This is a genomic window from Xanthomonas sp. BRIP62415 (genome assembly GCF_003993515.1).
Lineage (GTDB): Bacteria > Pseudomonadota > Gammaproteobacteria > Xanthomonadales > Xanthomonadaceae > Xanthomonas > Xanthomonas euroxanthea.
This window is the reverse complement of record NZ_QEZH01000014.1, coordinates 20,394-45,018: the sequence shown is the minus strand read 5'-3', so window position 1 is coordinate 45,018 and position 24,625 is coordinate 20,394. Positions and strand designations below refer to the sequence as shown.

The window sequence follows — 24,625 nt, the reverse complement described above, 5'->3', positions numbered from 1 at the left end:
GGCGATGATCATGGCGTTCCTGCGCTTCGAGCTGCGCGAACAACTGCGCTCGCCCCTGCTGTGGCTGCTGGCCGCGCTGTACGCGCTGCTTGCGTTTGCCGCGCTGTCCAGCGATGCGGTGCAGATCGGCGGTGGCATCGGCAACGTGCTGCGCAATGCGCCTACGGTGATCGCGACGCTGCTGGGGCTTTTTAGCCTGCTCGGCCTGCTGGTGACCACCCTGTTCGTCAGCAATGCCTTGCTGCGCGACTTCGACCTGGGCACCGCCGAGCTGGTGTTTTCCACGCCGGTAAGGCGACGCGACTATCTGCTCGGCCGTATCGGCGCAGCGCTGATCGCCGGCATGCTGATGTATGTGGTGATCGCGCTGGGCATGTTCGCCGCCCAGTTCATGCCGTGGATCGATCAGGCCCGGCTCGGGCCGGTCGCCGTACTGCCCTATCTGTGGTCGCTGCTGGTGTTGGTGCTGCCCAACCTGCTGTTCACCACCGCGCTGCTGTCGGTGCTGGCGGTGACCACGCGCAGCATCCTGTGGGTCTATATCGGCGTGATCGTGTTCTTCGTGCTGTATGGCGTGAGCCGCGCGCTGATGGCCGACCTGGACAATGTATGGATCGCCACGCTGTCCGACCCGCTCGGCATTCGCGCCCTGTCGCAGACATTGCGCTACTGGTCGGTGGAGCAGCGCAATCACCAGCTGCCGCCGCTGACCGGTTACCTGCTCGCCAATCGCGCGCTGTGGCTGGGCATGAGCGGTATGTTGTTTGCCGCCACGTTCGCGCTGTTCCGTACCGAGCGCAGCGGGACGCGGCGGCGCCGTGGTGCGGCGTCGGTTGCGCCTGCTGATGCACCTCCCGCCAGCGCGCGCGTCACCACGACACGCCTGACGGTCACGCCCAGCTTCGGCGCGGCCACCGCATGGCGGCAACTGCTGCGCCAGATCCGTTTCGATACGCTCGGCGTGCTGCGCAGCGCGCCGTTCGTGGTGCTGCTGATGCTGGGCCTGGCCAATTTCATTCCGACCGCACTGTTCACTGCGCGCCTTTACGGTACCGCCGTGCTGCCGGTGACCTCGTTGATGCTGGAAGCGCTGCAGAACAGCTACAGCTTTCTGCTGATCATCGTGGTGCTGTTCTATGCCGGCGAACTGGTGTGGAAAGAACGCAGCAACCGTATCGACGGCATCACCGATGCCATGCCGGTGCCGGACTGGGTTCCCCTGCTCGGCAAGTTCGTCGCCTTGCTGGCGGTGATCGCCAGCTTCCAGGCCGCCGGTGCGGCGACCGCGATCGCGCTGCAGCTGGGCCGTGGCTATACCAGCATCGAGCCGCTGCTGTATCTCAAGACGCTGGCGCTTGGCTCGGTACTGTATGTGCTGATGGGCGGCATGGCGCTGGCGCTGCAGGTGCTGAGCAACAACAAGTTCGTCGGCTATGCGTTGCTGATGCTGGTGCTGATCGGGCAATCGGCGCTGTCGATGCTCGACTACACCCAGAACCTCTACACCTTCGGCGGCTGGCCCAATGCGCCGTATTCGGACATGAACGGCTACGGGCACTTCCTGCCCGGCCAGTTGTGGTTCCAGGGCTATTGGGGCGTGTTCCTGCTGGCCCTGCTGTTGCTGTCTTCGGCGTTCTGGCCGCGTGGCGTGGGCCATGGCCTGCGCCAGCGTGTGCGGCAGGCGCTGCAGCGCCTGCGCAGCCCGACCGGTGCGGCCCTGGCGGTCAGCCTGCTCGGCTTCGTGGCGGTCGGCGGCTGGCTGTACTGGAACACCAACGTCTACAACAGCTTCCTGTCGCCGGAACAGCGGCTGGACCTGCAGGCGCGCTACGAGCGCGATTACCGCAAGTACAAGGATCTGCCGCAGCCGCGCATCATCGCCGTCGACAACCATGTCGACCTGCATCCGGAAACCCAGTCGGTGGTGATCGATGCCACCTGGACGGTGCGCAACACCCACCCCACGCCGATCAGCGAGGTGCACATCGGCATGCAGGGCCGCACTGGGGACCACAGCCTGGTAAAGGTGGACCTGGGCGGGCAAACGCTGACCCTGCACGACGTGCCGGCCGGCTACCGCATCTATCGACTACAGCGGCCGCTGCAACCTGGCGAAGAGCGCGTATTCCGTTTCCACGTGGACCAGCATCCACATGGCCTCACCGCCGAGCAGGCACAGACCGAACTGGTCGCCAATGGCAGCTTTTTTAACAACACCTTGCTGCCTTGGTTCGGCTACAACACCCGGACCGAGATCAGCGACCGCAACGACCGCCGCAAGCGCGGCCTGGGCGAACCCACGCGTATGCCCGAGCTCGAGGACCAGGCCGCGCGCGCCAACACCTACGTCAGCGACGATGCCGACTGGCTCGACTTTGCCAGCACCGTCTGCACCGCGCCGGATCAGATCGCCCTGGCACCGGGCTATCTGCAACAGGAATTCCAACGCGATGGCAGGCGCTGCTTCCGCTACGTGATGGACCGGCCGATGCTCAATTTCTACGCCTACCTGTCGGCACGTTGGCAAGTGCGCAAGGCGCGTTACAAGAACATCTCGATCGAGGTCTATTACGACCCCAAGCACCCGTACAACGTGCAGCGCATGATCGAAAGCGTGCAGAAGTCGCTGACCTATTACGAAGCCAACTTCAGCCCGTATCAGCATCGTCAGGTGCGCATCATCGAGTTCCCCGGCTACGCGCGCTTTGCGCAGTCATTCGCCAATACCATCCCCTATTCCGAGTCGATCGGCTTCATCGCCGACCTGCGCGACAAAGACGCCATCGACTACGTGTTCTATGTCACCGCGCACGAAGTGGCGCACCAGTGGTGGGCGCATCAGGTGATCGGGGCGAACGTGCAGGGCGCCACCTTGCTGTCCGAATCGCTGGCGCAGTATTCGGCGTTGATGGTGATGGAGCGCGAGTACGGACGCGCCCATATGCGCCGCTTCCTCCGCTACGAACTGGATCGCTATCTGGAAGGCCGTGGTGGCGAAACCATCGAGGAGTTGCCGCTGTATCGCGTGGAGGATCAGCAATACATCCACTACCGCAAGGGCTCGCTGGCGTTCTACCGGCTGCGCGAGGAGCTCGGCGAGCAGGCGCTCAATCGTGCATTGCAGCGCTTCCTGGCGGCCAAGGCATTCCAGCAGCCGCCCTACACCACCTCGGCCGAGCTGCTGCAGGCCATTCGGGCCCAGGCACGCCCGGACCAGCAAGAACTGATCACCGACCTGTTCGAGAAGATCACCTTCTACGACAACCGCGTGGTCAGCGCGCAGGCGCGCAGGCGCCCCGATGGCCGTTTCGAGGTGACCGTGCAAACGCAGGCGGCCAAGTTGCAGGCCGACGGCACGGGCAAGGAGCATGCGGTGCCGCTGGACGACTGGATCGAGGTGGCGATCTACGGTGCTCCGGCCGGCAAGAACGCACAGGCGCCGGTACTGGCCTTGCAACGGCAGCATGTCACCAGCGCCGCGCCCAGTTTCAGCATGACCGTCGACCGCCTGCCGATCGAGGCCGGCTTCGATCCGGACAACAAGCTGATCGATCGCGTGCCGGCGGACAACCGCAAGCAGGTGACGCTGCAATAGCGGGTGGTTGCTGCCGTGGCTGCTGATCGGTGATCGGCGAGTACATGCGGGACACACGGCCGGCAGCGCAAGCAAGCCGAACAGCGCCACGACCGCTGACATGTGACGCAGCCTGCGCCGTCAGCGGACCTGGACCGGCAACGGCACCGGGCGCGCGCGGCATGAACGCATTCCGCAGCGCGTCTTTCCGCCGCCATACTCCACGGTATACATTCCGGTCAGGCCGCCGACGGCGGCCACAGCAATCCCTGGGAGGGGACACATGCGCAAGACCTTCAAGACCCTGATGCTGGCCCTGCCGCTGGCCGCCGCCTCGCTGCTGGCCCAGGCCGCCGATTCGCCGGTGGGCCGCTGGAAGACCATCGACGACGAAACCGGCAAGCCCAAGTCGGTGGTGCAGATCGAGCAGCTCGGCAACGGTACGCTGAGCGGCAAGGTGGTCGACATCCTGCAGTCCAACCATGGGCCCAACCCGACCTGCGACAAGTGCGATGGCAACCAGAAGGGCAAGCCGATCAAGGGCATGACCATCCTGTGGGGCCTCAAGCCCGACGGCACCGCGGTGTGGAGCGGCGGCTCGGTGCTCGACCCGGCCAAGGGCAAGACCTACAAGGCCAAGGTCACCCTGACCGACGGCGGCAAGAAGTTGCAGATGCGCGGCTATGTGGGCGTTGAGGCATTGGGCCGCACCCAGACCTGGATTCGTGAATAGCTGGGATTGGGGAGCCGAGAATCGGGAATCGGGAATCGTAAAAGCAGGCGCCCGCGAGGGCGCCTTTTTTGTGCGTGTCCATCTGCGCGTAGCTGTGCAGCGAGTCCTGGCACAGGCGACCATCGTCGATCCATAGCGCTCCAGGGCCAGCCAAGTGCCTGCGCGCCTCAACAACACGGTCGCCTAGCCCTGCTTTGACCGATTCCCGATTCCCGATTCCCGCCACCATTCCCGACTAATGCGATAATCGGCTGTCCCCCGCATTACGCCTGCCATGACCCGCACCGCACTCGTCACCACCGCCCTGCCCTATGCCAACGGGCCGCTGCATCTTGGCCATCTGGTCGGCTACATCCAGGCCGACATCTGGGTGCGCGCGCGCCGCCTGCGCGGCGACAAGACCTGGTTCGTCTGCGCCGACGACACCCATGGCACGCCGATCATGCTTGCGGCCGAAAAGTCCGGGGTCACCCCGGAGGCCTTCATCGCCAGCATTCAGGCCAGCCATGAGCGCGATTTCGCCGCGTTCGGGGTGACCTTCGATCATTACGATTCGACCAATTCGCCGGTCAATCGCGAACTCACCGAGGCCTTCTATACCAGGCTGGAGGCCGCCGGTCACATCAGCCGCCGCTCGGTGGCGCAGTTCTACGACCCGGCCAAGGGCATGTTCCTGCCGGATCGCTACATCAAGGGCATCTGCCCCAATTGCGGCAGCGCCGATCAATACGGCGACAACTGCGAGGTCTGCGGCGCCACCTACGCGCCGACCGAGCTGAAGGAGCCCAGGTCGGTGATTTCCGGCGCCACGCCGGAGTTGCGCGACTCGGAGCATTTCTTCTTCGAAGTGGGCCATTTCGACGGTTTCTTGCGTGAGTGGCTGGCCGGCGATGTGGCACTGCCCGGCGTCAAGGCCAAGCTCAAGGAATGGCTGGACACCGAAGGCGGCCTGCGCGCCTGGGACATCTCGCGCGATGCGCCGTATTTCGGCTTCCAGATTCCGGGCCAGCCGGGCAAGTATTTCTACGTGTGGCTGGACGCGCCGATCGGCTACCTGTGCAGCTTCAAGACCCTGTGCGCGCAGATGGGCGAGGATTTCCAGGCGCATCTGGTCGCCGGCACGCAGACCGAGCTGCATCACTTCATCGGCAAGGACATCGTCAACTTCCACGGCCTGTTCTGGCCGGCGGTGCTGCACGGCACCGGCCATCGCGCGCCGACCCGGCTGCACGTCAACGGCTACCTCACCGTGGACGGCGCCAAGATGTCCAAGTCGCGCGGCACCTTCGTGATGGCGAGGACCTTCCTGGACGTGGGCCTGGAACCGGAGGCGCTGCGCTACTACTTCGCGGCCAAGTCCTCCGGCGGCGTGGACGATCTGGACCTGAACCTGGGCGATTTCATCGCGCGGGTGAATGCGGATCTGGTCGGCAAGTTCGTCAACCTGGCCAGCCGCTGCGCCGGCTTCATCGGCAAGCGCTTCGACGGCAAGCTGGCCGACGCCCTGCCCGACCCGGCGCAGTTCGCCCGCTTCGTCGCCGCACTGGCGCCGATCCGCGAGGCCTACGAGCGCAACGATGCGGCCAGCGCGATCCGCCAGACCATGGCGCTGGCCGACGAGGCCAACAAGTACATCGACGACACCAAGCCGTGGGTGATCGCCAAGCAGGACGGTGCCGATGCGCAACTGCAATCGGTGTGCACGCAGGGCCTGAACCTGTTCCGGATCCTGGTGGCCGCACTCAAGCCGATCCTGCCGCGCACCTGTGCCGAGGCCGAAGCCTTCCTGTCGGCACCGATGACCAGCTGGGACGACGTCGCGCGCCCGCTGACCGCGCACGTGATCCAGCCCTACACCGCCCTGTTCACCCGTATCGACCCCAAACTGATCGACGCCATGACCGACGCTTCAAAAGACACCATGGCCGCACCTGCGGCACCCGCTGCGACCACCAAGCCCGCACCGGCCAAGGCCGAGACCAAGCCGGCGGCCGTTGCGACTCCCCAATCCCCAACCGCCACTCCCAGCCTCATCGGCATCGACGATTTCGCCAAGCTCGACCTGCGCATCGGCAAGGTGCTGGTGTGCGAATTGGTGGAAGGCTCGGACAAGCTGCTGCGCTTCGAGCTAGATGCCGGCGAGCTGGGCAAGCGCCAGATCTTCTCGGGCATCCGCGCCAGCTATGGCGAACCGGAAACGCTGGTCGGCCGCAGCGTGGTGTTCATCGCCAACCTGGCTCCACGCAAGATGCGCTTCGGCATCAGCGAAGGCATGATCCTGTCGGCCGGCTTCGACGGCGGCGCGCTGGCACTGCTGGACGCCGATGCTGGTGCGCAGCCGGGCATGCCTGTTCGGTGAAGCGGGATTGGGGAATCGGGAGTCGGGAATCGTAAAAGCCAGAGCTGGTTGTTGAGGGTGACCTCACACCAGTGCCTGGCCCGTCCCCTCATCCGCCCCTGCGGGGCACCTTCTCCCTGTGGGAGAAGGGAAAGCAGACGCCGCGCCGTTACCCAATCCCCACTCCCGACTGCCCAATCCCAGCCCCTCATGCACCTGGCCCTGTTCGACTTCGACCACACCATCACCACCTGCGACAGCTATGCGCGCTTCCTGCGCAAGGTGGCCACGCCCGCGCAGCTGGCGACGGCGAAGTGGCAGGTCGGCCCGTGGCTGCTGGGGTACCGGTTGGGCATGGTGTCCGCTGCGGCGCTGCGCGCGCGGGTCACCCGCATCGTGTTCAGTGATCGCCGGCTGGACGAGGTGGCCGCGCACGGCGCCGATTTCGCGCGCACTGCATTGCCGGGCGTGCTGCGCGCCGAGGTGATGCAGCGCATCGACTGGCATCAGGCGCAGGGGCATGAAGTGGTGCTGGTGTCGGCATCGCTGGACCTGTACCTGCAGCCGTGGTGCGTGCAGCATGACCTGTCGTTGATCTGCAACAAGCTGGAACACCACGCCGGCGTGCTGAGCGGGCGCTATGCGGAAGGCGATTGCGGCCCACACAAGGCCGCGCAGATCCGCCTGCGCTATGACCTGTCGCAATACGAATGCGTGCATGCCTACGGCGACAGCCGTGAAGACAAGCCGATGCTGGCGCTGGCACAGCAGCGCTGGTATCGCGGCAAGCTGCTGCACTGACATGCACACCGCAACGCCCGCCGCATCGCCCGACCTGGTCGAACGCCTCGACCGCCTGCTGCCGCAGACCCAGTGCGGCCAGTGCGGTTACGACGGCTGTCGCCCGTATGCGCAAGCGATGGCAGACGGCAAAGCGGATGTCGATCACTGCCCGCCCGGCGGCGATGCAGGTGCGCGTGCGCTGGCGCATGTCCTGCAGGTGCCCGCGCGCCCTTACGACCGCACGCGCGGCCTGCAGACACCGGCGCAGGTGGCGTGGATCGTCGAAGCCGACTGCATCGGCTGCACCAAGTGCATCCAGGCCTGCCCGGTGGATGCGATCGTCGGCGGCGCCAAGCACATGCATACGGTGATCGCGCCGCTGTGCACCGGGTGCGCGCTATGCCTGCCGGCCTGCCCGGTGGATTGCATCGTGCTGCGCGCAAGCGGCTAGACCACTAGCCGGACGAGCGGCGCAGGTGCCAGGCGCGCCACGCCCGGAACGGGAGGTGCCACCTGCACCGCGATGTCTGCACGCCATCCGTGCCTGCACGACGCGTGCGTGCTCGCGGCCGGCCCCCTGAGCCGGCAGACTTGTGTCCACGCCCCGGCTTCCGCACCTGGCTTCGCCCTCGCCCTGGCCGCTCGCGCGCGACCGGCGCGGCATGGGCAATCCCATGCACGCACCTGCGCTCCGGGCAGCGCCCCAACGCCCCAAACCCGTGGCACTGGCCTCCAGGTACGACCCCGCGTCAGGAACGTCCTGACGCATCCGGCGCATCCGCACTGCGGATGCGCTCGTATTGGTAGGCACTTCCATCGAGGAATCCGCCGATGCGTCCACTCGCCGCTGCCCTTGCCGCGCTCGCCAGCGTATGCCGGCCGGTTCCGCCGTTGCTGCTGCTGGTGTTGGGCGGCTTGCCGCTGAGTGCGGCGGCAGTCACCCGTGTGGATGGCGATGCCTTCGATGGCGACAGCGGCGCGCTGCGCTATCGCGAGTCGCACTGGTTGCTCGACGATGGCGGGCGCGTCGTGCTGTATCGCTGCGCCGACGGACGCCCGTTTGCGCGCAAGCAGGTCGATGGCGGCGGCAGCTCGCCCGACTTCAGCCTGATCGACGGCCGCGACGGCTATCGCCAGGGCGTGCGTCAGCGCGACGGCGTGCGCGAGATGTTCCAGCAGGAACCCGGCAAGGCCGAGCAACGCACGCCACTGCCGGCCGACGACGGCCCGCGCGTGATCGATGCCGGCTTCGATGCATACCTGCGCAGCCACTGGGAGGTGCTTGCCGGCACGCCGCAGCGCGTGGACTTCGTACTGCCAAGCCTGCAACGCCAGCTGGCATTCCGTGTCGAGCGCATCGACGATACCGGCGGCCAGCGCCGTTTTCGCCTGAGCCTGGATGCGTGGTACGGCGCGGCAGTGCCAGCGCTCGAAGTGCGTTATTCGATCGCCGACAAACGTCTGCTGCAATTCCGCGGCGTGGGCAATCTGCGCGACGAGCGCGGCCGCTATCCGCATGTGCGCATCGTTTTTCCGGACACCGCTGCGCGTGCGGTCAGCGCCGATGCGCTGCGCCAGGCGCGCGAGCAGCCGCTGGTCAAGAGCTGCAGCGCCCCGTGAACCAGGTCCGCGCCATCTTCACGTTCGACCACGCGCGGTTGCGTACAACGGCCCGGTCACCTCTTCCCCATACAGGACCATCGCCATGGCCAAGGCCTACCTCTGGATCAACGCAGTGCTCTACGTCGTGCTGGCGATCTGGTGCACGCTCTCGCCGGCCAAGACCGCCAATGCCGTGGGCTACACCCAGCTCTCGCCGGCCGGGCAATCGGAATACTTGGTCATCTATGGCGGCCTGCAGCTGGGCATGGCGTTCCTGTTCGGCTACTTCGCGTGGATCGATCAACCGCGCACCGGCCTGCTGGTCGCACTCGCGTTCTACGTGCCGATCGTGCTGTTCCGCAGCGTCTCCCTGGCGCGCCTGTGGCCGGTCTCCGCGCCCACGGTGGCATTGGCCGGCGTCGAGATCCTGTTGCTGCTCGCTGCCGTCCTGCTGTGGTTTCAGCAGCGCAAGTGAAGGACAGCGTCCGCCCAGTCCGGTAGCATCGCCCCCACCTCAAAAAACGCCCGACCGCATGAGTGCCATCCCTGGCCACGACGACGATGAAACCGGACGACTGCTGACCGCGACCGCGGGTGGCGACCGGCATGCCTTCGAAGCGCTGTACCGGCAGACCTCGCCCAAACTGTTCGGGGTGTGCCTGCGCATGATCCCGCACCGTGCCGAAGCCGAAGAGGTGCTGCAGGACGTGTTCACGCTGATCTGGCACAAGGCCGGGCAGTTCGACCCCACCCGTGCACGCGGGCTCACCTGGCTGGCGATGATCGCGCGCAACAAGGCCATCGACCACCTGCGCGCCAATGCCCCGCAACGCCGCAACGTGGCGCTGGACGATGCCGGCGAATTGCGCGCCAGCGATGCCTCGCCGCTGGAGCGCACCGAGCGCGCCAGCACGCGCCGACGCATCGACCACTGCCTGGCGGAGCTGGAACCGCCGCGCAGCGAATTGATCCGCACCGCGTTCTTCGACGGCATCACCTACGAAGAACTCGCCGCACGCACCGACACCCCGATCGGCACGGTCAAGAGCTGGATCCGCCGCGGCCTGGCCAAACTCAAGGCATGTCTGGAACGATGAGCACGCCCTTTCCCATCGACCAGGAACCGCCGCGCGACGTGCTTGCCGGCGAATACGTGCTGGGCCTGTTGAGCGCCGACGAGCGCCTGGCTGCCGAACAACGCGTCGCCACCGACGGCCAGTTTGCGCAGGCAGTGACGCAGTGGCAGGAACATCTGGCGCCGTTGCTGGACGAGATCGCCGCCGTGACGCCGCCCGGCCAGGTCTGGGCACGCATCCGCCAGACCCTCGGCTTCGACACGCCATTGCACGCAGTGCCCCCCGCGCCGTCGACAGCGCCGCCGGCAGGCGCGCCAACGACAGCGGTGTGGAACAGTGTGCGGTTCTGGCGCTGGGCAAGCGCCGGCGGCCTGGCCACCGCGGCCGTGTGCCTGCTGGCATTGTTGAACCTGCGCACGCCACCGGCACCGGTATCGCCGCCGCAGGGCACCGGCCCGGTGGTACAGACACCGGTCACGCCGCCGGCGGCCACCACCGCGCCGGCGACCGGCATTGCGATGACCTCCACGCTGGCCACCGAAGACGGCCGCCCCGGCTACGTCGCATTGATGGATGCCGACAAGCACACCATCACGGTGACGCCGCTGGATCGCACCGCCACCGCCGACAAGGTACCCGAGCTGTGGCTGATCACGCCGGACGGCAAGGCGCATTCGATGGGCACCTTCGACGACCAGCGTGCACGCCGCGCGCAGATTCCCGACCAGCTGATGCCCATGCTCAGCAACGAGGCCATCCTGGCAGTGACGCTGGAGCCGCCGGGCGGTGCACCGGGCGGCGTCGCCACCGGTACCGTGGTGGCCAAGGGCGGCATCAGCACGCTGGCAATGGCGCCCTGATCCGGCGCGCCTGACGCCGCCTGCGACCACGTTGCAGGCGGCGTCAGGCGCGCAACAGCCTCATCTGCGTCACCCCTGGCTGGCGCGGTTCAATGTGTGCGCAATTACGCGATTCGTTCGCACCGGCACGCCAAGCGCGCGCACGCATGCGACGATCGAACGCGCTGGTGCATCTGTTTACCGGCAGCGTCCGTAAAGGGTCACCACTACACACGGAGAACCACGCGTGCCGAGTACTGGCTTTGACCCACATGCCGCGCCGCCGCAGCCTGCCGACACCCGCCGACGTGGGTGGATCGCAGCGCGTACCGGCAGCCTGCGTCGTTGGGTGGATTCGCAAACCGACGAACCGCTGGACGAAGCACGCGCAGACCGTATCGACTGGCTGCGTGCCCTGCCCTTCATCGCGCTGCACCTGGCCTGCCTGGCGGTCCTGTGGGTCGGTGCGTCCTGGTTCGCGGTCGGCATGGCGGTGGCGTTGTACGCGCTGCGCATGTTTGCGCTGACCGGGTTCTACCACCGCTATTTCTCGCACCGCGCGTTCAAGACCTCGCGCGTGCTGCAGTTCGTGTTCGCGGCCATCGGCGCCACCTGCGTGCAGCGCGGGCCGCTGTGGTGGGCCGCGCATCATCGCAATCATCACCGCCACACCGACACCGGCCGCGATCCGCATTCGCCTGCGCAGCACGGCTTCTGGTGGAGCCATACCGGCTGGTTCCTGACCCCGCGCAACTTCCGCACCGACTGGGAGGTCATCCCGGACCTGCGCCGCTTTGCCGAGTTGCGCTTTCTGGACCGCTTCGACATCGTGATGCCGGTGTTGCTGGCAACCGGGCTATACCTGCTCGGCGACTGGCTGGCGGTTGCCGCGCCCGATTTGCAGACCAACGGCGCGCAACTGCTGGTATGGGGCTTTGTGATCTCCACCGTGGCGTTGTTCCATGCCACCTTCACCATCAATTCGCTGGCGCATCGCTTCGGCAGCCGGCGTTTCGACACCCGCGACGACAGCCGCAACAACTGGCTGCTGGCGCTGCTCACCTTCGGCGAAGGCTGGCACAACAATCACCACTTCTTTCCCGGCTCGGCGCGCCAGGGGCTGCGCTGGTGGGAGTACGACCTCACCTGGTACGGGCTCACCGTGATGTCGTGGGTGGGCCTGGTCTGGGACCTCAAGCCGATGCCGACATCGCTCACGCAACGTGCCGAGCGGGTGAGCCGATGAGCGAGGGCAGGATTGCCGTGGTCGGCAGCGGGATCGCCGGCCTGGGCGCGGCGTGGCTGCTGTCGCGCCGCTACGAGGTCACCTTGTTCGAGGCCGCCGATTATCTGGGTGGACATACGCACACCCACGACATCCAGCTGGACGGCCAACGCTATGCGGTGGACAGCGGCTTCATCGTGTTCAACCCGCAGCACTATCCGCTGCTCACGCGCATGTTCGCCGAGCTGGACGTGGCCGCGCAGCCGACCACGATGAGCTTCTCGGTGCACGACGCGCGCAGCGGGCTCGAATACAACGCCGGCAGCCTGGGCGGGCTGTTCTGCCAGCGCAGCAATCTGCTCAGCCCGCGCTTCTGGGGCATGCTGGCCGACCTGCGTCGCTTCTATCGGCAGGCGCCGGCGGTGCTGCACAGCCAGGAGCGCTTCAGCACGCTGGGCGCGTACCTGCAGCGGCATGGGTATTCGGCGGCGTTTCGCGACCAGCATCTGGTGCCGATGGCCTCGGCACTGTGGTCATCGCCCTCGCAGCGCATCCTCGAATTCCCGATGGGCCAGCTGATCGGCTTCATGGCCAACCACCACATGCTGCAGCTCAGCGGGCGTCCGCAGTGGCAGGTGGTGCGTGGTGGATCCAGCAGCTACGTGCGTGCGCTGCGCCGGCGCTGGCAGGTGCTCGAGCGCCTGTCCACGCCCGTGCATGCGATCCGCCGCGCGCCCAACGGCGTGGTGCTCAGTTCCCTGCGTGGCGAAGAGCACTTCGACAACGTGGTGCTCGCCTGCCATGCGGACGACGCGCTGGCCTTGCTCAGCGACGCCACCGCAGCCGAGCGGCAGGTCCTGGGCGGCATCACCTACCAGGACAACGACACCGTCCTGCACACCGACGCCAGCGTGCTGCCGCGCGATCGCCGCGCCTGGGCGGCGTGGAATGCGCATGTGCCGGCCGACCCGCAGGCACCGTGCACGGTGAGTTACTGGATGAACGCCCTGCAGTCGCTCAACGCGCCGCAGCCGTTCATCGTCAGCCTCAATCGCAACCACGACATCGCCCCGGACAAGGTGCTGCGGCGCATGCGCTACCGCCACCCGGTGCAGAACGCGGCCGCCCTCGCCGCGCAGACGCGCAAGGCCGAGATCCAGGGCGTGCAGCACACCTGGTTTGCCGGCGCGGCCTGGGGCTTCGGCTTCCATGAAGACGGCCTGCGCAGCGGCGTGGATGTGGCCCATGGCCTGGGAGTGGACTGGTGATGCAGCTGCTGCGCGACGCCAGCCCCGATGCGGTACCGCTGCCTCCCGGCGAGGACAGCGGTGCCGTCAGCGGGGTGGGCGCGATGCGCAGCGCGATCTACACCGGTTGGGTGCGGCACCGCCGGTTTGCGCCCAGGCCGCTGGCGTTTCGCTACCGGCTGTTCCTGATGTACCTGGACCTGTCCGAGCTCGACGTGGTGTTTGCGCGGCGCTGGCTATGGTCGGTGGGGCGCGCCAATCTTGCGCAGTTCCGGCGCAGCGATTATCTCGGTGACCCGGACATTCCGCTGGACCAGGCGGTGCGCGACTGCGTGCAGGCCCAGACCGGCGAGCGCCCCGATGGCGCGATCCGCCTGCTGACGCATCTGCGCTACTTCGGCCATGTGTTCAATCCGGTCAGCTTCTACTACTGCTTCGATCGCCACGGGGGCCTGCGCTGGATCGTGGCGGAAATCACCAATACGCCGTGGCAGCAGCGCCACACCTACGTGCTGCCGGTCGCGCAGGCGCGCACGCATCGCCAGGTGCATGCCTGGCGCTTTGACAAGCGCTTCCACGTCTCCCCCTTCATGGGCATGCAGCACCAGTACGACTGGCGTTTCAGCCTGCCCGAGGCGCAGTTGCGCGTGCATATGGACGTGCTGGATGCGCCTGGCGGCGACGCGCCGGGCGGCAGCCCCGAGGCCGATGGCGCAGGCAGCGGTGCACGCCGCTTCGATGCCACCCTGGTCCTGCAGCGCCAGCCGCTCAACGCGCGCACCCTGACGCGCACGCTGCTGGCCTATCCCTTGATGACCGTGCAGGTGGTGCTGGCCATCCACTGGCAGGCCCTGCGCCTGTGGCTGCGCGGCAACCCGGTCCACGATCACCCTCATCCGCCTGTGCGAGAACCCCGATGAACGCCACGTCCCTGCCCGACACCGCTGCGCCGCGCGCGGCTTCCTGGACGGACCGCCTGTTGCGCAAGCGCCTGCTGGCCACGCTCGGCGAGCTGCGCGATGGACAATTGCAGCTGCACGAAGCCGACGGCGTCACCACCCTCGGCAACGCCAGTGGCGCCGATGCGCTGCAGGTGCAGTTGCGTGTCATCGACCCCGGCTTCTATCGCCAGGCCGCGCTCAACGGCAGCGTCGGTGCCGGCGAGTCGTACATGGATGGGCAGTGGCACTGCGACGACCTGGTCGCGTTGATGCGCCTGCTGCTGCGCAATCGCGACCGCCTGGATGCGATGGAAACCGGCACCGCGCGGCTGGGCGGCTGGGCGATGCGCAGCCTGCATGCGTTCGCACGCAATACCCGCAGCGGCAGCCGGCGCAACATCGCCGCGCACTACGACCTGGGCAACCCGTTGTTCCGCCTGTTTCTCGACGAGAACCTGATGTACTCCTCGGCGATCTTCATCGATGGCGAAGAGGCCCAGGGCGAGGCGGCCCTGGAGCGCGCAGCCACGCGCAAGCTCGAACGCATCTGCCAGAAACTGCAGCTTGGCCCGCAGCACCACGTGGTGGAAATCGGCACCGGCTGGGGCGGCTTCGCGCTGCACGCCGCACGCGCGCACGGCTGCCGCGTCACCACCACCACCATCTCGCGCGAGCAGTTCGAACTGGCCACCCAGCGCATCGCCGCGGCCGGCCTGAGCGACCGGGTCACGGTGTTGTTGCGCGACTATCGCGATCTGGACGGCCGCTATGATCGGGTGGTGTCGATCGAGATGATCGAGGCCATCGGCCATCAGTATCTGGACACCTATTTCGCCAAGGTCGGCAGCCTGCTGGCCGACGACGGCCAGGCGCTGATCCAGGCCATCACCATCGAAGACCATCGCTATGCGCAGGCCTTGCGCTCGGTGGACTTCATCAAGCGGCATATCTTCCCCGGCAGCTTCATTCCCTCGGTGGCGGCGATGACCGGCGCGATCGCACGCGCCAGCGACCTGCGCCTGTTCAACCTGGAAGACATCGGGCCGAGCTACGCGTTGACGCTGCGCGCCTGGCGCCAGCGCTTCATGGCGCAGCTGCCGCAGGTGCGCGCGCTCGGCTATGACGAGCGCTTCATCCGCATGTGGGAGTTCTACCTGGCCTATTGCGAGGCCGGTTTCCTGGAGCGCTCGATCGGCGATGTCCATCTGTGGCTGAGCAAGCCGGGCGCACGTCCGCCGCAGTTCGTGCCTGGCCTTTGAGCGGACGCATGCGGCAGCTCGGCAACTATCTGGGCCTGCAGGTGCTGTGGCTGGTGGCCGTCAGCGCGGCCGCGCAGGCGCGCATCTGGCCCACCCTGCTGGTGCTGGTGCTGTTTGCGCTGTATCAGCTGTGGCCGTCGCGGCGAGCGCCGGGCGATCCGCAGCTGCTGGTCGCCGCGCTGTCGCTGGGCCTGCTGCTGGATACCACGCTGGCGGCGGGCGGCTGGGTGCGCTACGCCGCGCCGTGGCCGGGCACGTTGCTGGCGCCGGCCTGGATCCTGGCGTTGTGGCTGGGCTTTGCGCTCACGCTCAACCATTCGCTGGCATCGGTGATGCAGCGGCCGTGTCTGGCGGTGCTGCTGGGCGCGATTTTCGGTCCGTTTTCGTACTGGCTGGCACACCGCGGCTGGCAGGCAGTGGAATTCCGGCCGCCACAGCTGCAGGCGGTGGTCGCAGTCGGCATCGGCTGGGGCCTGGCCTGCGGCGTGTTGTCGCTGTATGCACGCTGCCTGGCGCGACCATCGCCTGACCATCCGAGGGGAGAACTGCAATGAATGCCTGGCCGCTGCTGCATGTGGGCGTGTTTGCGAGTGTGGTGATGGTGGTCGGCTGGCTGTGGCAACGCCGCAGCGGCAATGCCGGCCCGGTCGATGTGCTGTGGGCCGCGTGCCTGGCCCTGGCTGCGCCGTATTGCGCGTGGATGTCCGATGGCGCGCTGCTGCCGCGCGTGCTGGTCGCCGTGCTCGGCGGTGTCTGGGGCGCGCGCCTGGCGCTGCATCTGGGCGTGCGTGTGTTCGGCGACCCGCATGAAGATGGCCGTTATCGTGCCTTGCGCGAGCACTGGAACGGCGACCAACGCAAGTTCCTGGGCTTTTTCCTGGCGCAGGCAGTCGTGGTGGTGCTGTTTTCGGTGCCGTTTCTGGCCGCTGCCAGTAACCCGGAGCCGGCCTGGAGCGTGTGGAGCACGCTGGCGATCGCGGTGTGGTTGATCGCGATCGGTGGCGAAGCCCTGGCCGACCGGCAACTGTCTGCGCACAAGGCCAACCCGGCCAATCGCGGCGTCACCTGCCGCAGCGGCTTGTGGCGATATTCGCGGCATCCCAATTACTTCTTCGAGTTCGTGCACTGGTTCGCTTACCTGGCGCTGGCCGTCGGTGCCGGGCCATGGCCGCTCGCCCTGGCCGCGCTGGGGCCGGTGGTGATGTTCGTGTTCCTGTATCGCTTCACCGGCATTCCCTACACCGAGCAGCAGGCGCTGCGCTCGCGTGGTGAGGACTATGCGCAGTACCAGCGCAGCACCAGCGCGTTTTTCCCGCTTCCCCCTTCATCCTGAGTCGCCTGGAGAGTCGTATGTCCACCATCACCGTTCCGCCCTCCTCGCTGCCCGAAGAATCCGTCGCGACCCGGCTGGCCGAATCCGGCGTGCTCCCCGACGCCGCATTGCGTTACGGCATCCGCCGGTTGTGCGCGCAGCGCCTGCGCGATGAGCGCACCGGCGGTGCCGATGCCAGCGGCGAGCGCCAGCGCGCCTTCATCGACAGCCTGCGCGCGAGCGCGATCGCCATCGAAACCGATGCGGCCAATCGCCAGCACTACGAGTTGCCGCCGCAGTTCTTCACCCTGTGCCTGGGCCGCCGGCTCAAGTACAGCAGCTGCTACTGGGACGCCACCACGCCGGATCTGGATGCGGCCGAAGAACGCATGCTGGCGCTGTACGGTGAGCGCGCCGAACTGGCCGACGGCCAACGCATCCTGGAGCTGGGCTGCGGCTGGGGCTCGCTGACCTTGTGGATGGCCGAGCGCTATCCCGGCGCCACCATCACCGCGGTGTCCAACTCGCGTCCGCAGCGCGCGCACATCCTGGAGCAGTGCCGGGTGCGCGGATTGAGCAACGTGCAGGTCATCACCGCCGACGTCAACGCGCTGGCGCTGCCGCCGGGCAACTTCGACCGCGTGGTGTCGGTGGAGATGTTCGAGCACATGCGCAATTACCGCGAGCTGCTGGCGCGCGTCGGCAGCTGGCTGGCGCCGGGCGGCAAGCTGTTCGTGCATATCTTCTGCCATCGCGACCTGGCCTACCCGTTCGAGGTGGCCGGCGAAGACAACTGGATGGGGCGGCATTTCTTCACCGGCGGGCTGATGCCGGCGGCCGATACCCTGCTGCATTTCCAGCAGGACGTGGTCATCGAACAGCGCTGGGTGCTGTCGGGCGAGCATTACGAAAAAACCGCCAACGCCTGGCTGGAGAACCAGGACCGCCACCGCGCGCAGATCATGCCGCTGCTGAAGCAGACCTACGGCGAGGATGCGCAGCGCTGGTGGCAGCGCTGGCGGATGTTCTGGCTGGCCTGCGCCGAGCTGTTCGGCTACGACCAGGGTCGCGAATGGGGTGTGGCGCACTATCGCTTCGTCAAACGCTGATCACCGCGCGCGGCCCGAGACGCCATCGCGGCCCGCCTGGGTGAACGCGAATATCCCGGCTTTCCGGTCGTGCCGGCGCACCGGCAGGCGGGTTGGCGCCACGACCGTGCCAGCGCGCCATCCGGGGGTTTGCATTGTCTGCTGACAACGCGGCGATGCGATGCGCAACGCATGCGCAGGCGATGCCATCGGCGCGCGCGATCGCCCCGCGACCGCGCGCCGCCCTGCGGTCAGCTCGCCGCAGCGGTGATCACGATTTCCACCTTCCATTCCGGCCGCGCCAACTTGGCTTCGACCGTGGCGCGCGCGGGGGTGAAGCCGTGCGGCACCCATTCGTCCCAGGCCGCGTTCATGCCGTCGAAATCGGCGATGTCGGCCAGGAAGATTTCCGCACGCAGGATCTTGGTCTTGTCGCTGGCCGCCTGCGCGAGCAGCTTGTCGATTTCGCCCAGCACCTGGCGGGTCTGCCCGGTGATGTCTTCGCTGGTGTCTTCGGCAACCTGGCCGGCGAGGTAGCACACGCCGCCATGGACGGTCATTTCCGACATCCGCGGACCCGTTTCGAATCGCTGCAACATTTCAGACTTCCTACAGTTGATTGACCCGGGCATTGTCCCGCGAATGCGGCAAACGTGCAGCCCCGGCGCGCGGGTGCTGCGCCAACCACGCCCCCACCCGCACCATCCAGGCCACGATCAGCACGATGGCGCTCTTCTGGCTGATGCCCAGCGGTACGCTGCTGACCGTGACGTGGACCAGCAACACCGCAAATGCGCTCAGTCCCAAGCCGAACGCAGTGGTGAAGCGGCCTCGCCACACCCGGTCGCGGCGGAAATACCACGATTGCAGCAACACCGCCGCGATCACGCACAGAAACGTCATGTCGGCCGAGAGCAGATGCACCAGCATGGCCGCGTCGGGCGCCAGCTCCGGCATCCAGCTATCGCCGATCGACACCATGCTCAGGCCCAGCGCCGCGCTCCAGAACAGCGCCACCACCGTGCGGCTGCGCGCGGGCGGCGCAAGTGCCGCCTGCAGGCCCGGCGCCATCCACGCCATCGTGGCAGCCAGCACGCAGTAGGCCGTGCGTAACAGCAGGCCGTGGTCGCCGTGCAGATAGGCGCTGAGCTGTGCGTCGATCCAGTCCAGATCCCCACGCAGCCATTGCAACAGCAGAATCAATCCGATGAAGGCCATGCCCGTGCAGGCGGCGACTGCGCCGGCCTGCACGGCCCAGCGTGGCGGGCACGACGGCCCGGGCGGCATCGCGGTGCCGGTGTGGTGTCGATCGTCCATCAATTGCCTGTCTGTGGTGCAACGGTCGTCGTGTCCAGGTAGGTCGCCTGCGGCACGTGGTCGCGGCGATGCCCTATGATGCGCGCGGCCGTCCTGAGCCGACACCTGTCGGCGCGACCGAAGCCTGCGTTCACCTCATTGGGCATCCACGCGATCACCCTGCATGTACCTTGACACCGACCGGCCCATGCAGACCAACCGCCCGCGCGGCACGCACCATGCATGTGCCCTTCTTCCCCTCCAGCAGATCCCGTTTCCCTCATGACGGATACCTCCGTGTCTTCCCAAGCGCCGGCCAACGGCTGGCGCCGCGCCTTGCCGGTGATCATCAGCCTGGCGATCCTGGCCATGGCGCTGCACGCGCTGTCGGGACAATTCACCGACCACGGCTATCGGCAGATCCGCCAGGCGTTCCGTGCCCTGGGTGCCGGCCAGATCGCGCTCACCTTGCTGCTGGGCCTGAGCAGCTACGCCTGCCTGGTGGGCTTTGACTGGGTCGGGCTCAAGCGCACCGGCAAGCGGCTGCACCCGGCGCGCGTGGGCATCACCGCCTTCATGGCGCACGCGGTGGGGCAGACGCTGGGCTTTGCCGCACTCACCGGCGGCGCGGTCCGCCTGCGCGGCTATGGTAGCGTCGGGCTGACCCTGGCCGAGATCGGCCAGGTGGTGCTGATGAGCACACTGGGCTTCGTCTTCGGCGCCTGGGTGTTGCTTGGCCTGGCGCTGATGCTGGAACCGGAAGCGGCTGCGCGTGCACTGCCGATCACCGCAGAAGGCATCCGCATCGCCGGTATCGCCTTGCTGGTGGGCTACGTTGCAATGCTGGGACTGGTTGGCAGGCAAGGCCGCGAATTCGGGATTGGCAGTCATCGCTTCTGGTTGCCCGACCGCACCACGGTGCTCGGCGTCACCGCGCTGAGCGTGGTCGAGCTGGGCCTGGCGGCCGCCGCGTTCTACGTGCTGCTGCCGCCGGACCCGGGCACCGGCTACTTCGGTTTCATCGGGATCTGGCTGGTGGCGGTGGTCGCCGGGCTGATCTCCACGGTGCCGGCCGGCTTGGGCGTGTTCGAGTGGAGCCTGCTCAAGCTGTTGCCGCATGTCACCCCGGCTGCGGTGCTGGCCGCCGCGCTGGCCTACCGGGTCACCTACTACATCGTGCCGCTGCTGATCTCGGTGGCGATGGCGGCAGCCTCCGGCCTGGGCGCACCGGTGCGCGCCAGCGCCAGCACCGCACGCACCGTGTGGAAGGCCCTGCGCCCCTGGTTGCCGCAGATCCTGGCGTTGGCAGTGTTTGCGGTGGGCGCGGCGCTGGTCATCGACGGCACCTTGCCGACCCCGCGCGCGCGCCAGGAAGTGGCGCCGCTGCCGCTGATCGAGACCTCGCATCTGCTGGTCAGCCTGGGCGGCATGGTGCTGCTGCTGATCGGCCAGGGCCTGCAACGCCGCAGCCATGCGGCCTGGGTGCTGGCACTGGGCGTGTGCATCCTGCTGCCGCCGCTGTCGCTGTTGCGCGGCAGCCATATCTCGGTGTCGCTGTCGGCGGCGCTGGCCGCGGTCGCGCTGTGGGCGGCACGGCGCGAGTTCTACCGCCAGGGCGCGCTGCTGGACGAAGCCTGGTCGTGGCGCTGGCTGAGCAACCTCGGCCTGGTGCTGGTGGCCACGTTCTGGCTGTTGTTCTTCGTCTACAGCCACGTCGAATACAGCAACGACCTGTGGTGGGAATTCGCCACCTCGGCCAACGCGCCGCGTGCGCTGCGCGCGGCGTTGATCCTGTGCGTGGGCGTGATCGTGTTCGGCATGGCGCGCCTGCTGCGTGGCGGCCGCCGCCCGATGCCGGCCGCCGATGCCCAGACCCTGCAGACGCTGGCGCCGATCCTGGCCAGCAGTACCGACACCCAGGCCTGCCTGGCGCTGACCGGCGACAAGGCCTTCCTGCTCGACGAGCAGGGACGTGGGTTTGTGATGATGCAGCGTTACGGCGGCTCGCTGATCTCGATGGGCGACCCGGTCGGCGCGCCCGAGGTCGCACGCGCACTGATCTGGCGCTTCCGCGAAGAGGCCGACCATATGGGCCTGCGCCCGGTGTTCTACCAGGTCGGCGAAAAATACTGGCAGACCTATCTGGACATGGGCCTGACCCTGGTCAAGCTGGGCGAAGAGGCGATCGTGCCGCTGGAAGGCTTCACCCTGGAAGGCCGCGACCGCGCCGACCTGCGCCAGGCCTGGAACCGCGGCAAGCGCGGCGGCCTGACCTTCCGCATGCTGCAGCCCGAGCAGGTGGATGCGGTACTGCCGCGCCTGACTGAAGTGTCCGAGCAATGGCTGGAAGAAAAATCCGGCGAAGAGAAGGGCTTCTCGCTGGGCAGCTTCGATGCGGACTATCTGCGCCGCTTCCCGGTGGCGGTGGCCGAGGCGGAAGGCCAGATCGTGGCCTTCGCCAACGTGTGGCAAACGCCGGCCGGCGGCGAGCTGTCGGTGGACCTGATGCGGCACAGCGCGCAGGCCCCCAAGGGCACGATGGATTTCCTGTTCATCGAGCTGTTCCTGTGGGGGCAAGCCAACGGCTATACGCGCTTCTCGTTGGGCATGGCGCCGCTGTCGGGCCTGGCCGAGCATCGCCTGGCCGGCCGCTGGAATCGCTTTGCCAGCCTGGTCGCGCGTCACGGCGAGCGCTTCTATGGCTTCAGCGGCTTGCGTCGCTTCAAATCGAAGTTCGCCCCGACCTGGCGCCCGCGCTACCTGGTCGCGCCGGGCGGCATGCATCTGCCGGCCGCATTGCTGGATGTCACCCGATTGATCTCGGTGGATCCCGGCCGCCAGGAGTAACACCACACAGGGCCTGCAGTTTTCATGCGAATGCGTCGGTCTATGGCGGGCGCATGCACGTGTGCCTGCGCGTGTGCCTGAAGGCATTGCTTGTTGGAGAGCGGTAGCGATATTGGGAGCGTGGTGCCGCGTCCGGGGGGCGGGACCGTGTGGCGGCATGGATGCCGCCACCGAGCCTCAGGGGACGGATCTACAGCGTGTCCCGACACCGGATGCGGCACCGCGTTGCCGACCGACTCCGCACACCGATCAATCTTGCGCACCGCATCTGTTGTTTCCATGCGAATGCTTCGGTCTGCGGCGGGCGCCTGCACGCGTACCGGCGTGGGACACGCCGCAAGTACGTCCGTGTAGGCTCTGGCGCGGCATCCATGCCGCTCAAGGTCCCACACCGGCACGCGTGCAGGCACCTCCGGTTGCTGTCGGTTGCGGAAGGAAAAGCACTGCTTGGTTGAGTGGTCGTGGTTCGGATCGAGTCTTCAGCTGCCACTGCAAAGATCAAATGTCGAGGCGGCCTCAACGACATGAAGCGCCAACTCCGCAGGCACGATGACTGCCTGAAAGCAGTGCTCGCCGATCAGCGGTAGCAACGTTGGAAGCATGGTGTCGCGTCCGGGGGCGGGACCGTGTGGCGGCATGGATGCCGCCACCGAGCCTACATGGACGTACTTGCGGCGTGTCCCGACACCGGATGCGGCGCCGCGCTGCCGACCGACTCCGTACACCGACCAATTACGCACTAAATCCGTCCGCTTCCTGCGAATGCTTCGGTCCGCTGCGGGCGCTTGCACGCGTACCGGCGTGGGACACGCCGCAAGTACGTCCGTGTAGGCTCTGGCGCGGCATCCATGCCGCTCAAGGTCCCACACCGGCACGCGCGCAAGCACCACCGGTTGCTGTCGGTTGCGGAGAAAAATGCCAAGCGCCTGCCGAGCTGCAGGCGGCCGAACCGAACGGCGACGACCAGGTTGTTGACATGCGTCGGCCGGAAGTCGGCTGACGCCTAGGCAAAAATGCACTGCTCGCTTATGGCTTCGACAGTGCGTGCAACTGCTCCATGATCACCTTGGCCAGGGTCGCGTAATCGCCCTTGAAGTGGTGATCGCCCGGCAGCGCGACCCGCTTGGCGGCTTGTGGCGGCAGGCTCGGGCAGAGCGCATCCTGGTCGTCCTGGCCGTAGATGCAGACGGTGGTGCCGGCGGGCAGTCGCTGCACTTCCGGCGCAATCGGCAGGCCATCGTCGTCCGAACCCAGCCAGTTGCTGACGTGGAATTCGTAATCGGCCAGCTTGCCTACCGACAACAGCGCGGTCATGCGCAGGTTCTGCTTGGTCTGCGCCGGCAGCGTGTTGATCGCGGCCGGCAATACGTCCGCGCCCTGCGAGAAGCCGATCAGCACCACCCGCTGGCGTTGCCAGCGCTGCGCATAGAAACGCGCGATGCGATCCAGGTCGGTCGCAAAGCCCTGCGGTGTACGCTCGGTCCAGAAGTAACGCAGAGAATCCAGGCCGACCACCGGGATGCCTTGCGCGGCCAGCGCATCGGCCACCTCTTCGTCCAGGCCTGCCCAGCCGCCATCGCCGGAGACGAAGATCACGAAGGTGTCGTCGTCGCTGTCGCCGTCCGGCTTGGCCGGCACTTCCACCACCGGCAGATCTTCCAGCCCGCCCGGCGGTGGCGGCAAGGCCACGCCCTTCTGCTCGCCCAGCGAGCGTGCCGCAGCGCGCAGGCCCGGCAGGATGTCGCCTCGCGCCGAACGCGTAAAAGTGCGTGCCTGCGGAACCTGCTTGAGGAAGCTGTCTTCGGCGGCGGCCGGGCAACGCTTGTCCTGGCTCCCGGCAAGCACCCAGGGAATCTGCAATGGCACCGGCAGCAGCGTGTTGCTGCCCGGGCGCACGCCCGGCTGGCAGATCGCCTGATCGGATACCGTGGCCGGGCACAGCCCATCGGTCAGCACGCCGGCCAGCACATGCGGCTTGGCTTGCGCCCCGATCGCATAGGCCAGCGCGGCCCCCTCGCCGTCGCCGACCAGCAGCGGCAGGCGGTAGGTGGGCACGTGGTAGAAGGCCTGCACGTAGCGCGAGAAATTCTCCACATCGCCGACCGAGAACGCGCAGGTGCCGCCGGCCTTGCGCAGCACCGCATACAGATGCGCGGTATCCACCATCGCCACCATCGCGCCATCGGCACGCAGGCTTTCCGCCTGCGTCTGCCGCTTGACGTTGTTGCCGGTGCCGGTCAGCCAGATCACCACGCGCTGCGGCTCGCCCTTGGGCATCAGCACCGGCACCTGCTCGAAGCGGCCGTGGCTCACTGGCTGCGTCGTCTGCGCAGCCGCCATGCCCGATAGCGTCAACATCGCCGCGCCGCAGAGCGCGCTCCACATCTCAAGTCGTCGCATGTCGCACCATCGGAAAGAGTGGTTCAAAGATAATCGCTCCGGGCGGCCACGCGAAGCGCGGCGCT

General features: G+C 67.3%; 20 protein-coding genes. 17 read left to right on the top strand and 3 right to left on the bottom strand.

Features of this window, described 5'->3' with window-relative positions:
- Positions 1-4: 4 nt before the first annotated feature.
- The 16 genes from EO141_RS04930 to EO141_RS04855 all read left to right on the top strand — a co-directional run bounded on the left by EO141_RS04930 (position 5) and on the right by EO141_RS04855 (position 18,038).
- Positions 5-3,595 carry a M1 family aminopeptidase gene (locus tag EO141_RS04930; protein WP_127168653.1) on the top strand — a complete coding sequence of 1,197 codons (3,591 nt, stop codon included), beginning with the start codon at positions 5-7 and terminating at the stop codon, positions 3,593-3,595.
- Between the two features lie 262 nt (positions 3,596-3,857).
- On the top strand, positions 3,858-4,307 hold the full coding sequence (locus tag EO141_RS04925; protein WP_104583415.1) for a DUF2147 domain-containing protein: 450 nt from the start codon (positions 3,858-3,860) through the stop codon (positions 4,305-4,307).
- A 274-nt stretch (positions 4,308-4,581) separates the two neighbouring features.
- On the top strand, positions 4,582-6,666 hold the full coding sequence (gene metG, locus EO141_RS04920) for a methionine--tRNA ligase (RefSeq protein WP_127168652.1): 2,085 nt from the start codon (positions 4,582-4,584) through the stop codon (positions 6,664-6,666).
- 189 nt (positions 6,667-6,855) lie between these two features.
- The gene (locus tag EO141_RS04915) at positions 6,856-7,446 is read left to right on the top strand and encodes an HAD family hydrolase (RefSeq protein ID WP_127168651.1); all 591 of its coding nucleotides are present in this window, start codon (positions 6,856-6,858) and stop codon (positions 7,444-7,446) included.
- 1 nt (position 7,447) lies between these two features.
- Positions 7,448-7,879: an Rnf electron transport complex subunit RnfB gene (gene rnfB / locus EO141_RS04910; RefSeq protein ID WP_104583418.1), complete on the top strand. Its 432-nt coding sequence runs from the start codon at positions 7,448-7,450 to the stop codon at positions 7,877-7,879.
- A gap of 380 nt (positions 7,880-8,259) precedes the next feature.
- The gene (locus tag EO141_RS04905; RefSeq protein WP_104583419.1) at positions 8,260-9,048 is read left to right on the top strand and encodes a hypothetical protein; all 789 of its coding nucleotides are present in this window, start codon (positions 8,260-8,262) and stop codon (positions 9,046-9,048) included.
- Positions 9,049-9,133: 85 nt separating this feature from the next.
- Positions 9,134-9,505, top strand: coding sequence for a DUF4345 family protein (locus EO141_RS04900; protein WP_104648322.1), 372 nt, complete (start codon positions 9,134-9,136; stop codon positions 9,503-9,505).
- A gap of 58 nt (positions 9,506-9,563) precedes the next feature.
- Complete coding sequence (locus tag EO141_RS04895) at positions 9,564-10,127, top strand: sigma-70 family RNA polymerase sigma factor (protein ID WP_104583421.1); 564 nt, start codon at positions 9,564-9,566, stop codon at positions 10,125-10,127.
- The gene (locus EO141_RS04890) at positions 10,124-10,966 is read left to right on the top strand and encodes an anti-sigma factor (RefSeq protein ID WP_164739068.1); all 843 of its coding nucleotides are present in this window, start codon (positions 10,124-10,126) and stop codon (positions 10,964-10,966) included. Before EO141_RS04895 ends, EO141_RS04890 begins: the two co-directional genes overlap by 4 nt.
- 226 nt (positions 10,967-11,192) lie before the next feature.
- Positions 11,193-12,191 carry a fatty acid desaturase gene (locus EO141_RS04885; protein ID WP_127168650.1) on the top strand — a complete coding sequence of 333 codons (999 nt, stop codon included), beginning with the start codon at positions 11,193-11,195 and terminating at the stop codon, positions 12,189-12,191.
- Positions 12,188-13,438 carry an FAD-dependent oxidoreductase gene (locus EO141_RS04880; protein ID WP_104583424.1) on the top strand — a complete coding sequence of 417 codons (1,251 nt, stop codon included), beginning with the start codon at positions 12,188-12,190 and terminating at the stop codon, positions 13,436-13,438. Before EO141_RS04885 ends, EO141_RS04880 begins: the two co-directional genes overlap by 4 nt.
- Positions 13,438-14,337, top strand: a complete 900-nt coding sequence (locus EO141_RS04875; RefSeq protein WP_127168701.1) for a DUF1365 domain-containing protein — start codon at positions 13,438-13,440, stop codon at positions 14,335-14,337. Before EO141_RS04880 ends, EO141_RS04875 begins: the two co-directional genes overlap by 1 nt.
- The gene (locus EO141_RS04870; RefSeq protein ID WP_127168649.1) at positions 14,334-15,617 is read left to right on the top strand and encodes a cyclopropane-fatty-acyl-phospholipid synthase family protein; all 1,284 of its coding nucleotides are present in this window, start codon (positions 14,334-14,336) and stop codon (positions 15,615-15,617) included. The genes EO141_RS04875 and EO141_RS04870 overlap by 4 nt, the downstream gene beginning before the upstream one ends.
- An 8-nt stretch (positions 15,618-15,625) precedes the next feature.
- Complete coding sequence (locus EO141_RS04865; protein WP_127168648.1) at positions 15,626-16,171, top strand: DUF2878 domain-containing protein; 546 nt, start codon at positions 15,626-15,628, stop codon at positions 16,169-16,171.
- Positions 16,168-16,950 (top strand): DUF1295 domain-containing protein, encoded by a 783-nt coding sequence (locus EO141_RS04860; RefSeq protein WP_127168647.1) that lies wholly within the window; start codon positions 16,168-16,170, stop codon positions 16,948-16,950. Before EO141_RS04865 ends, EO141_RS04860 begins: the two co-directional genes overlap by 4 nt.
- A gap of 17 nt (positions 16,951-16,967) precedes the next feature.
- Positions 16,968-18,038 (top strand): cyclopropane-fatty-acyl-phospholipid synthase family protein, encoded by a 1,071-nt coding sequence (locus EO141_RS04855; protein WP_104583429.1) that lies wholly within the window; start codon positions 16,968-16,970, stop codon positions 18,036-18,038.
- A gap of 230 nt (positions 18,039-18,268) precedes the next feature.
- Here the strand turns inward: EO141_RS04855 and EO141_RS04850 are convergent, their stop codons facing one another.
- Entirely contained in the window at positions 18,269-18,616 is a 348-nt protein-coding gene (locus EO141_RS04850; protein ID WP_104583431.1) for a RidA family protein, read from the bottom strand.
- Positions 18,617-18,626: 10 nt separating this feature from the next.
- On the bottom strand, positions 18,627-19,334 hold the full coding sequence (locus tag EO141_RS04845) for a DUF998 domain-containing protein (protein ID WP_127168646.1): 708 nt from the start codon (positions 19,332-19,334) through the stop codon (positions 18,627-18,629).
- A gap of 261 nt (positions 19,335-19,595) precedes the next feature.
- Here EO141_RS04845 and mprF point away from each other — a divergent pair, with 261 nt between their 5' ends.
- Positions 19,596-22,160, top strand: a complete 2,565-nt coding sequence (gene mprF, locus EO141_RS04840) for a bifunctional lysylphosphatidylglycerol flippase/synthetase MprF (protein ID WP_127168645.1) — start codon at positions 19,596-19,598, stop codon at positions 22,158-22,160.
- Positions 22,161-23,186: 1,026 nt separating this feature from the next.
- On the opposite strand, the gene EO141_RS04825 is transcribed toward mprF, so the two are convergent.
- Positions 23,187-24,560, bottom strand: a complete 1,374-nt coding sequence (locus EO141_RS04825) for an AcvB/VirJ family lysyl-phosphatidylglycerol hydrolase (RefSeq protein WP_127168642.1) — start codon at positions 24,558-24,560, stop codon at positions 23,187-23,189.
- Between the last annotated feature and the right edge of the window lie 65 nt (positions 24,561-24,625).

Coding starts and splice junctions, on each gene's coding strand:
- EO141_RS04890 (WP_164739068.1), top strand. CDS start 10,124: ATGAGCACGCCCTTTCCCATCGACCAGGAACCGCCGCGCGACGTGCTT.
- EO141_RS04850 (WP_104583431.1), bottom strand. CDS start 18,616: ATGTTGCAGCGATTCGAAACGGGTCCGCGGATGTCGGAAATGACCGTC.
- EO141_RS04880 (WP_104583424.1), top strand. CDS start 12,188: ATGAGCGAGGGCAGGATTGCCGTGGTCGGCAGCGGGATCGCCGGCCTG.
- EO141_RS04875 (WP_127168701.1), top strand. CDS start 13,438: ATGCAGCTGCTGCGCGACGCCAGCCCCGATGCGGTACCGCTGCCTCCC.
- EO141_RS04915 (WP_127168651.1), top strand. CDS start 6,856: ATGCACCTGGCCCTGTTCGACTTCGACCACACCATCACCACCTGCGAC.
- EO141_RS04845 (WP_127168646.1), bottom strand. CDS start 19,334: ATGGACGATCGACACCACACCGGCACCGCGATGCCGCCCGGGCCGTCG.
- metG (WP_127168652.1), top strand. CDS start 4,582: ATGACCCGCACCGCACTCGTCACCACCGCCCTGCCCTATGCCAACGGG.
- EO141_RS04895 (WP_104583421.1), top strand. CDS start 9,564: ATGAGTGCCATCCCTGGCCACGACGACGATGAAACCGGACGACTGCTG.
- EO141_RS04925 (WP_104583415.1), top strand. CDS start 3,858: ATGCGCAAGACCTTCAAGACCCTGATGCTGGCCCTGCCGCTGGCCGCC.
- EO141_RS04855 (WP_104583429.1), top strand. CDS start 16,968: ATGTCCACCATCACCGTTCCGCCCTCCTCGCTGCCCGAAGAATCCGTC.
- EO141_RS04905 (WP_104583419.1), top strand. CDS start 8,260: ATGCGTCCACTCGCCGCTGCCCTTGCCGCGCTCGCCAGCGTATGCCGG.
- mprF (WP_127168645.1), top strand. CDS start 19,596: ATGACGGATACCTCCGTGTCTTCCCAAGCGCCGGCCAACGGCTGGCGC.
- EO141_RS04860 (WP_127168647.1), top strand. CDS start 16,168: ATGAATGCCTGGCCGCTGCTGCATGTGGGCGTGTTTGCGAGTGTGGTG.
- EO141_RS04870 (WP_127168649.1), top strand. CDS start 14,334: ATGAACGCCACGTCCCTGCCCGACACCGCTGCGCCGCGCGCGGCTTCC.
- rnfB (WP_104583418.1), top strand. CDS start 7,448: ATGCACACCGCAACGCCCGCCGCATCGCCCGACCTGGTCGAACGCCTC.
- EO141_RS04900 (WP_104648322.1), top strand. CDS start 9,134: ATGGCCAAGGCCTACCTCTGGATCAACGCAGTGCTCTACGTCGTGCTG.
- EO141_RS04930 (WP_127168653.1), top strand. CDS start 5: ATGATCATGGCGTTCCTGCGCTTCGAGCTGCGCGAACAACTGCGCTCG.
- EO141_RS04865 (WP_127168648.1), top strand. CDS start 15,626: ATGCGGCAGCTCGGCAACTATCTGGGCCTGCAGGTGCTGTGGCTGGTG.
- EO141_RS04825 (WP_127168642.1), bottom strand. CDS start 24,560: ATGCGACGACTTGAGATGTGGAGCGCGCTCTGCGGCGCGGCGATGTTG.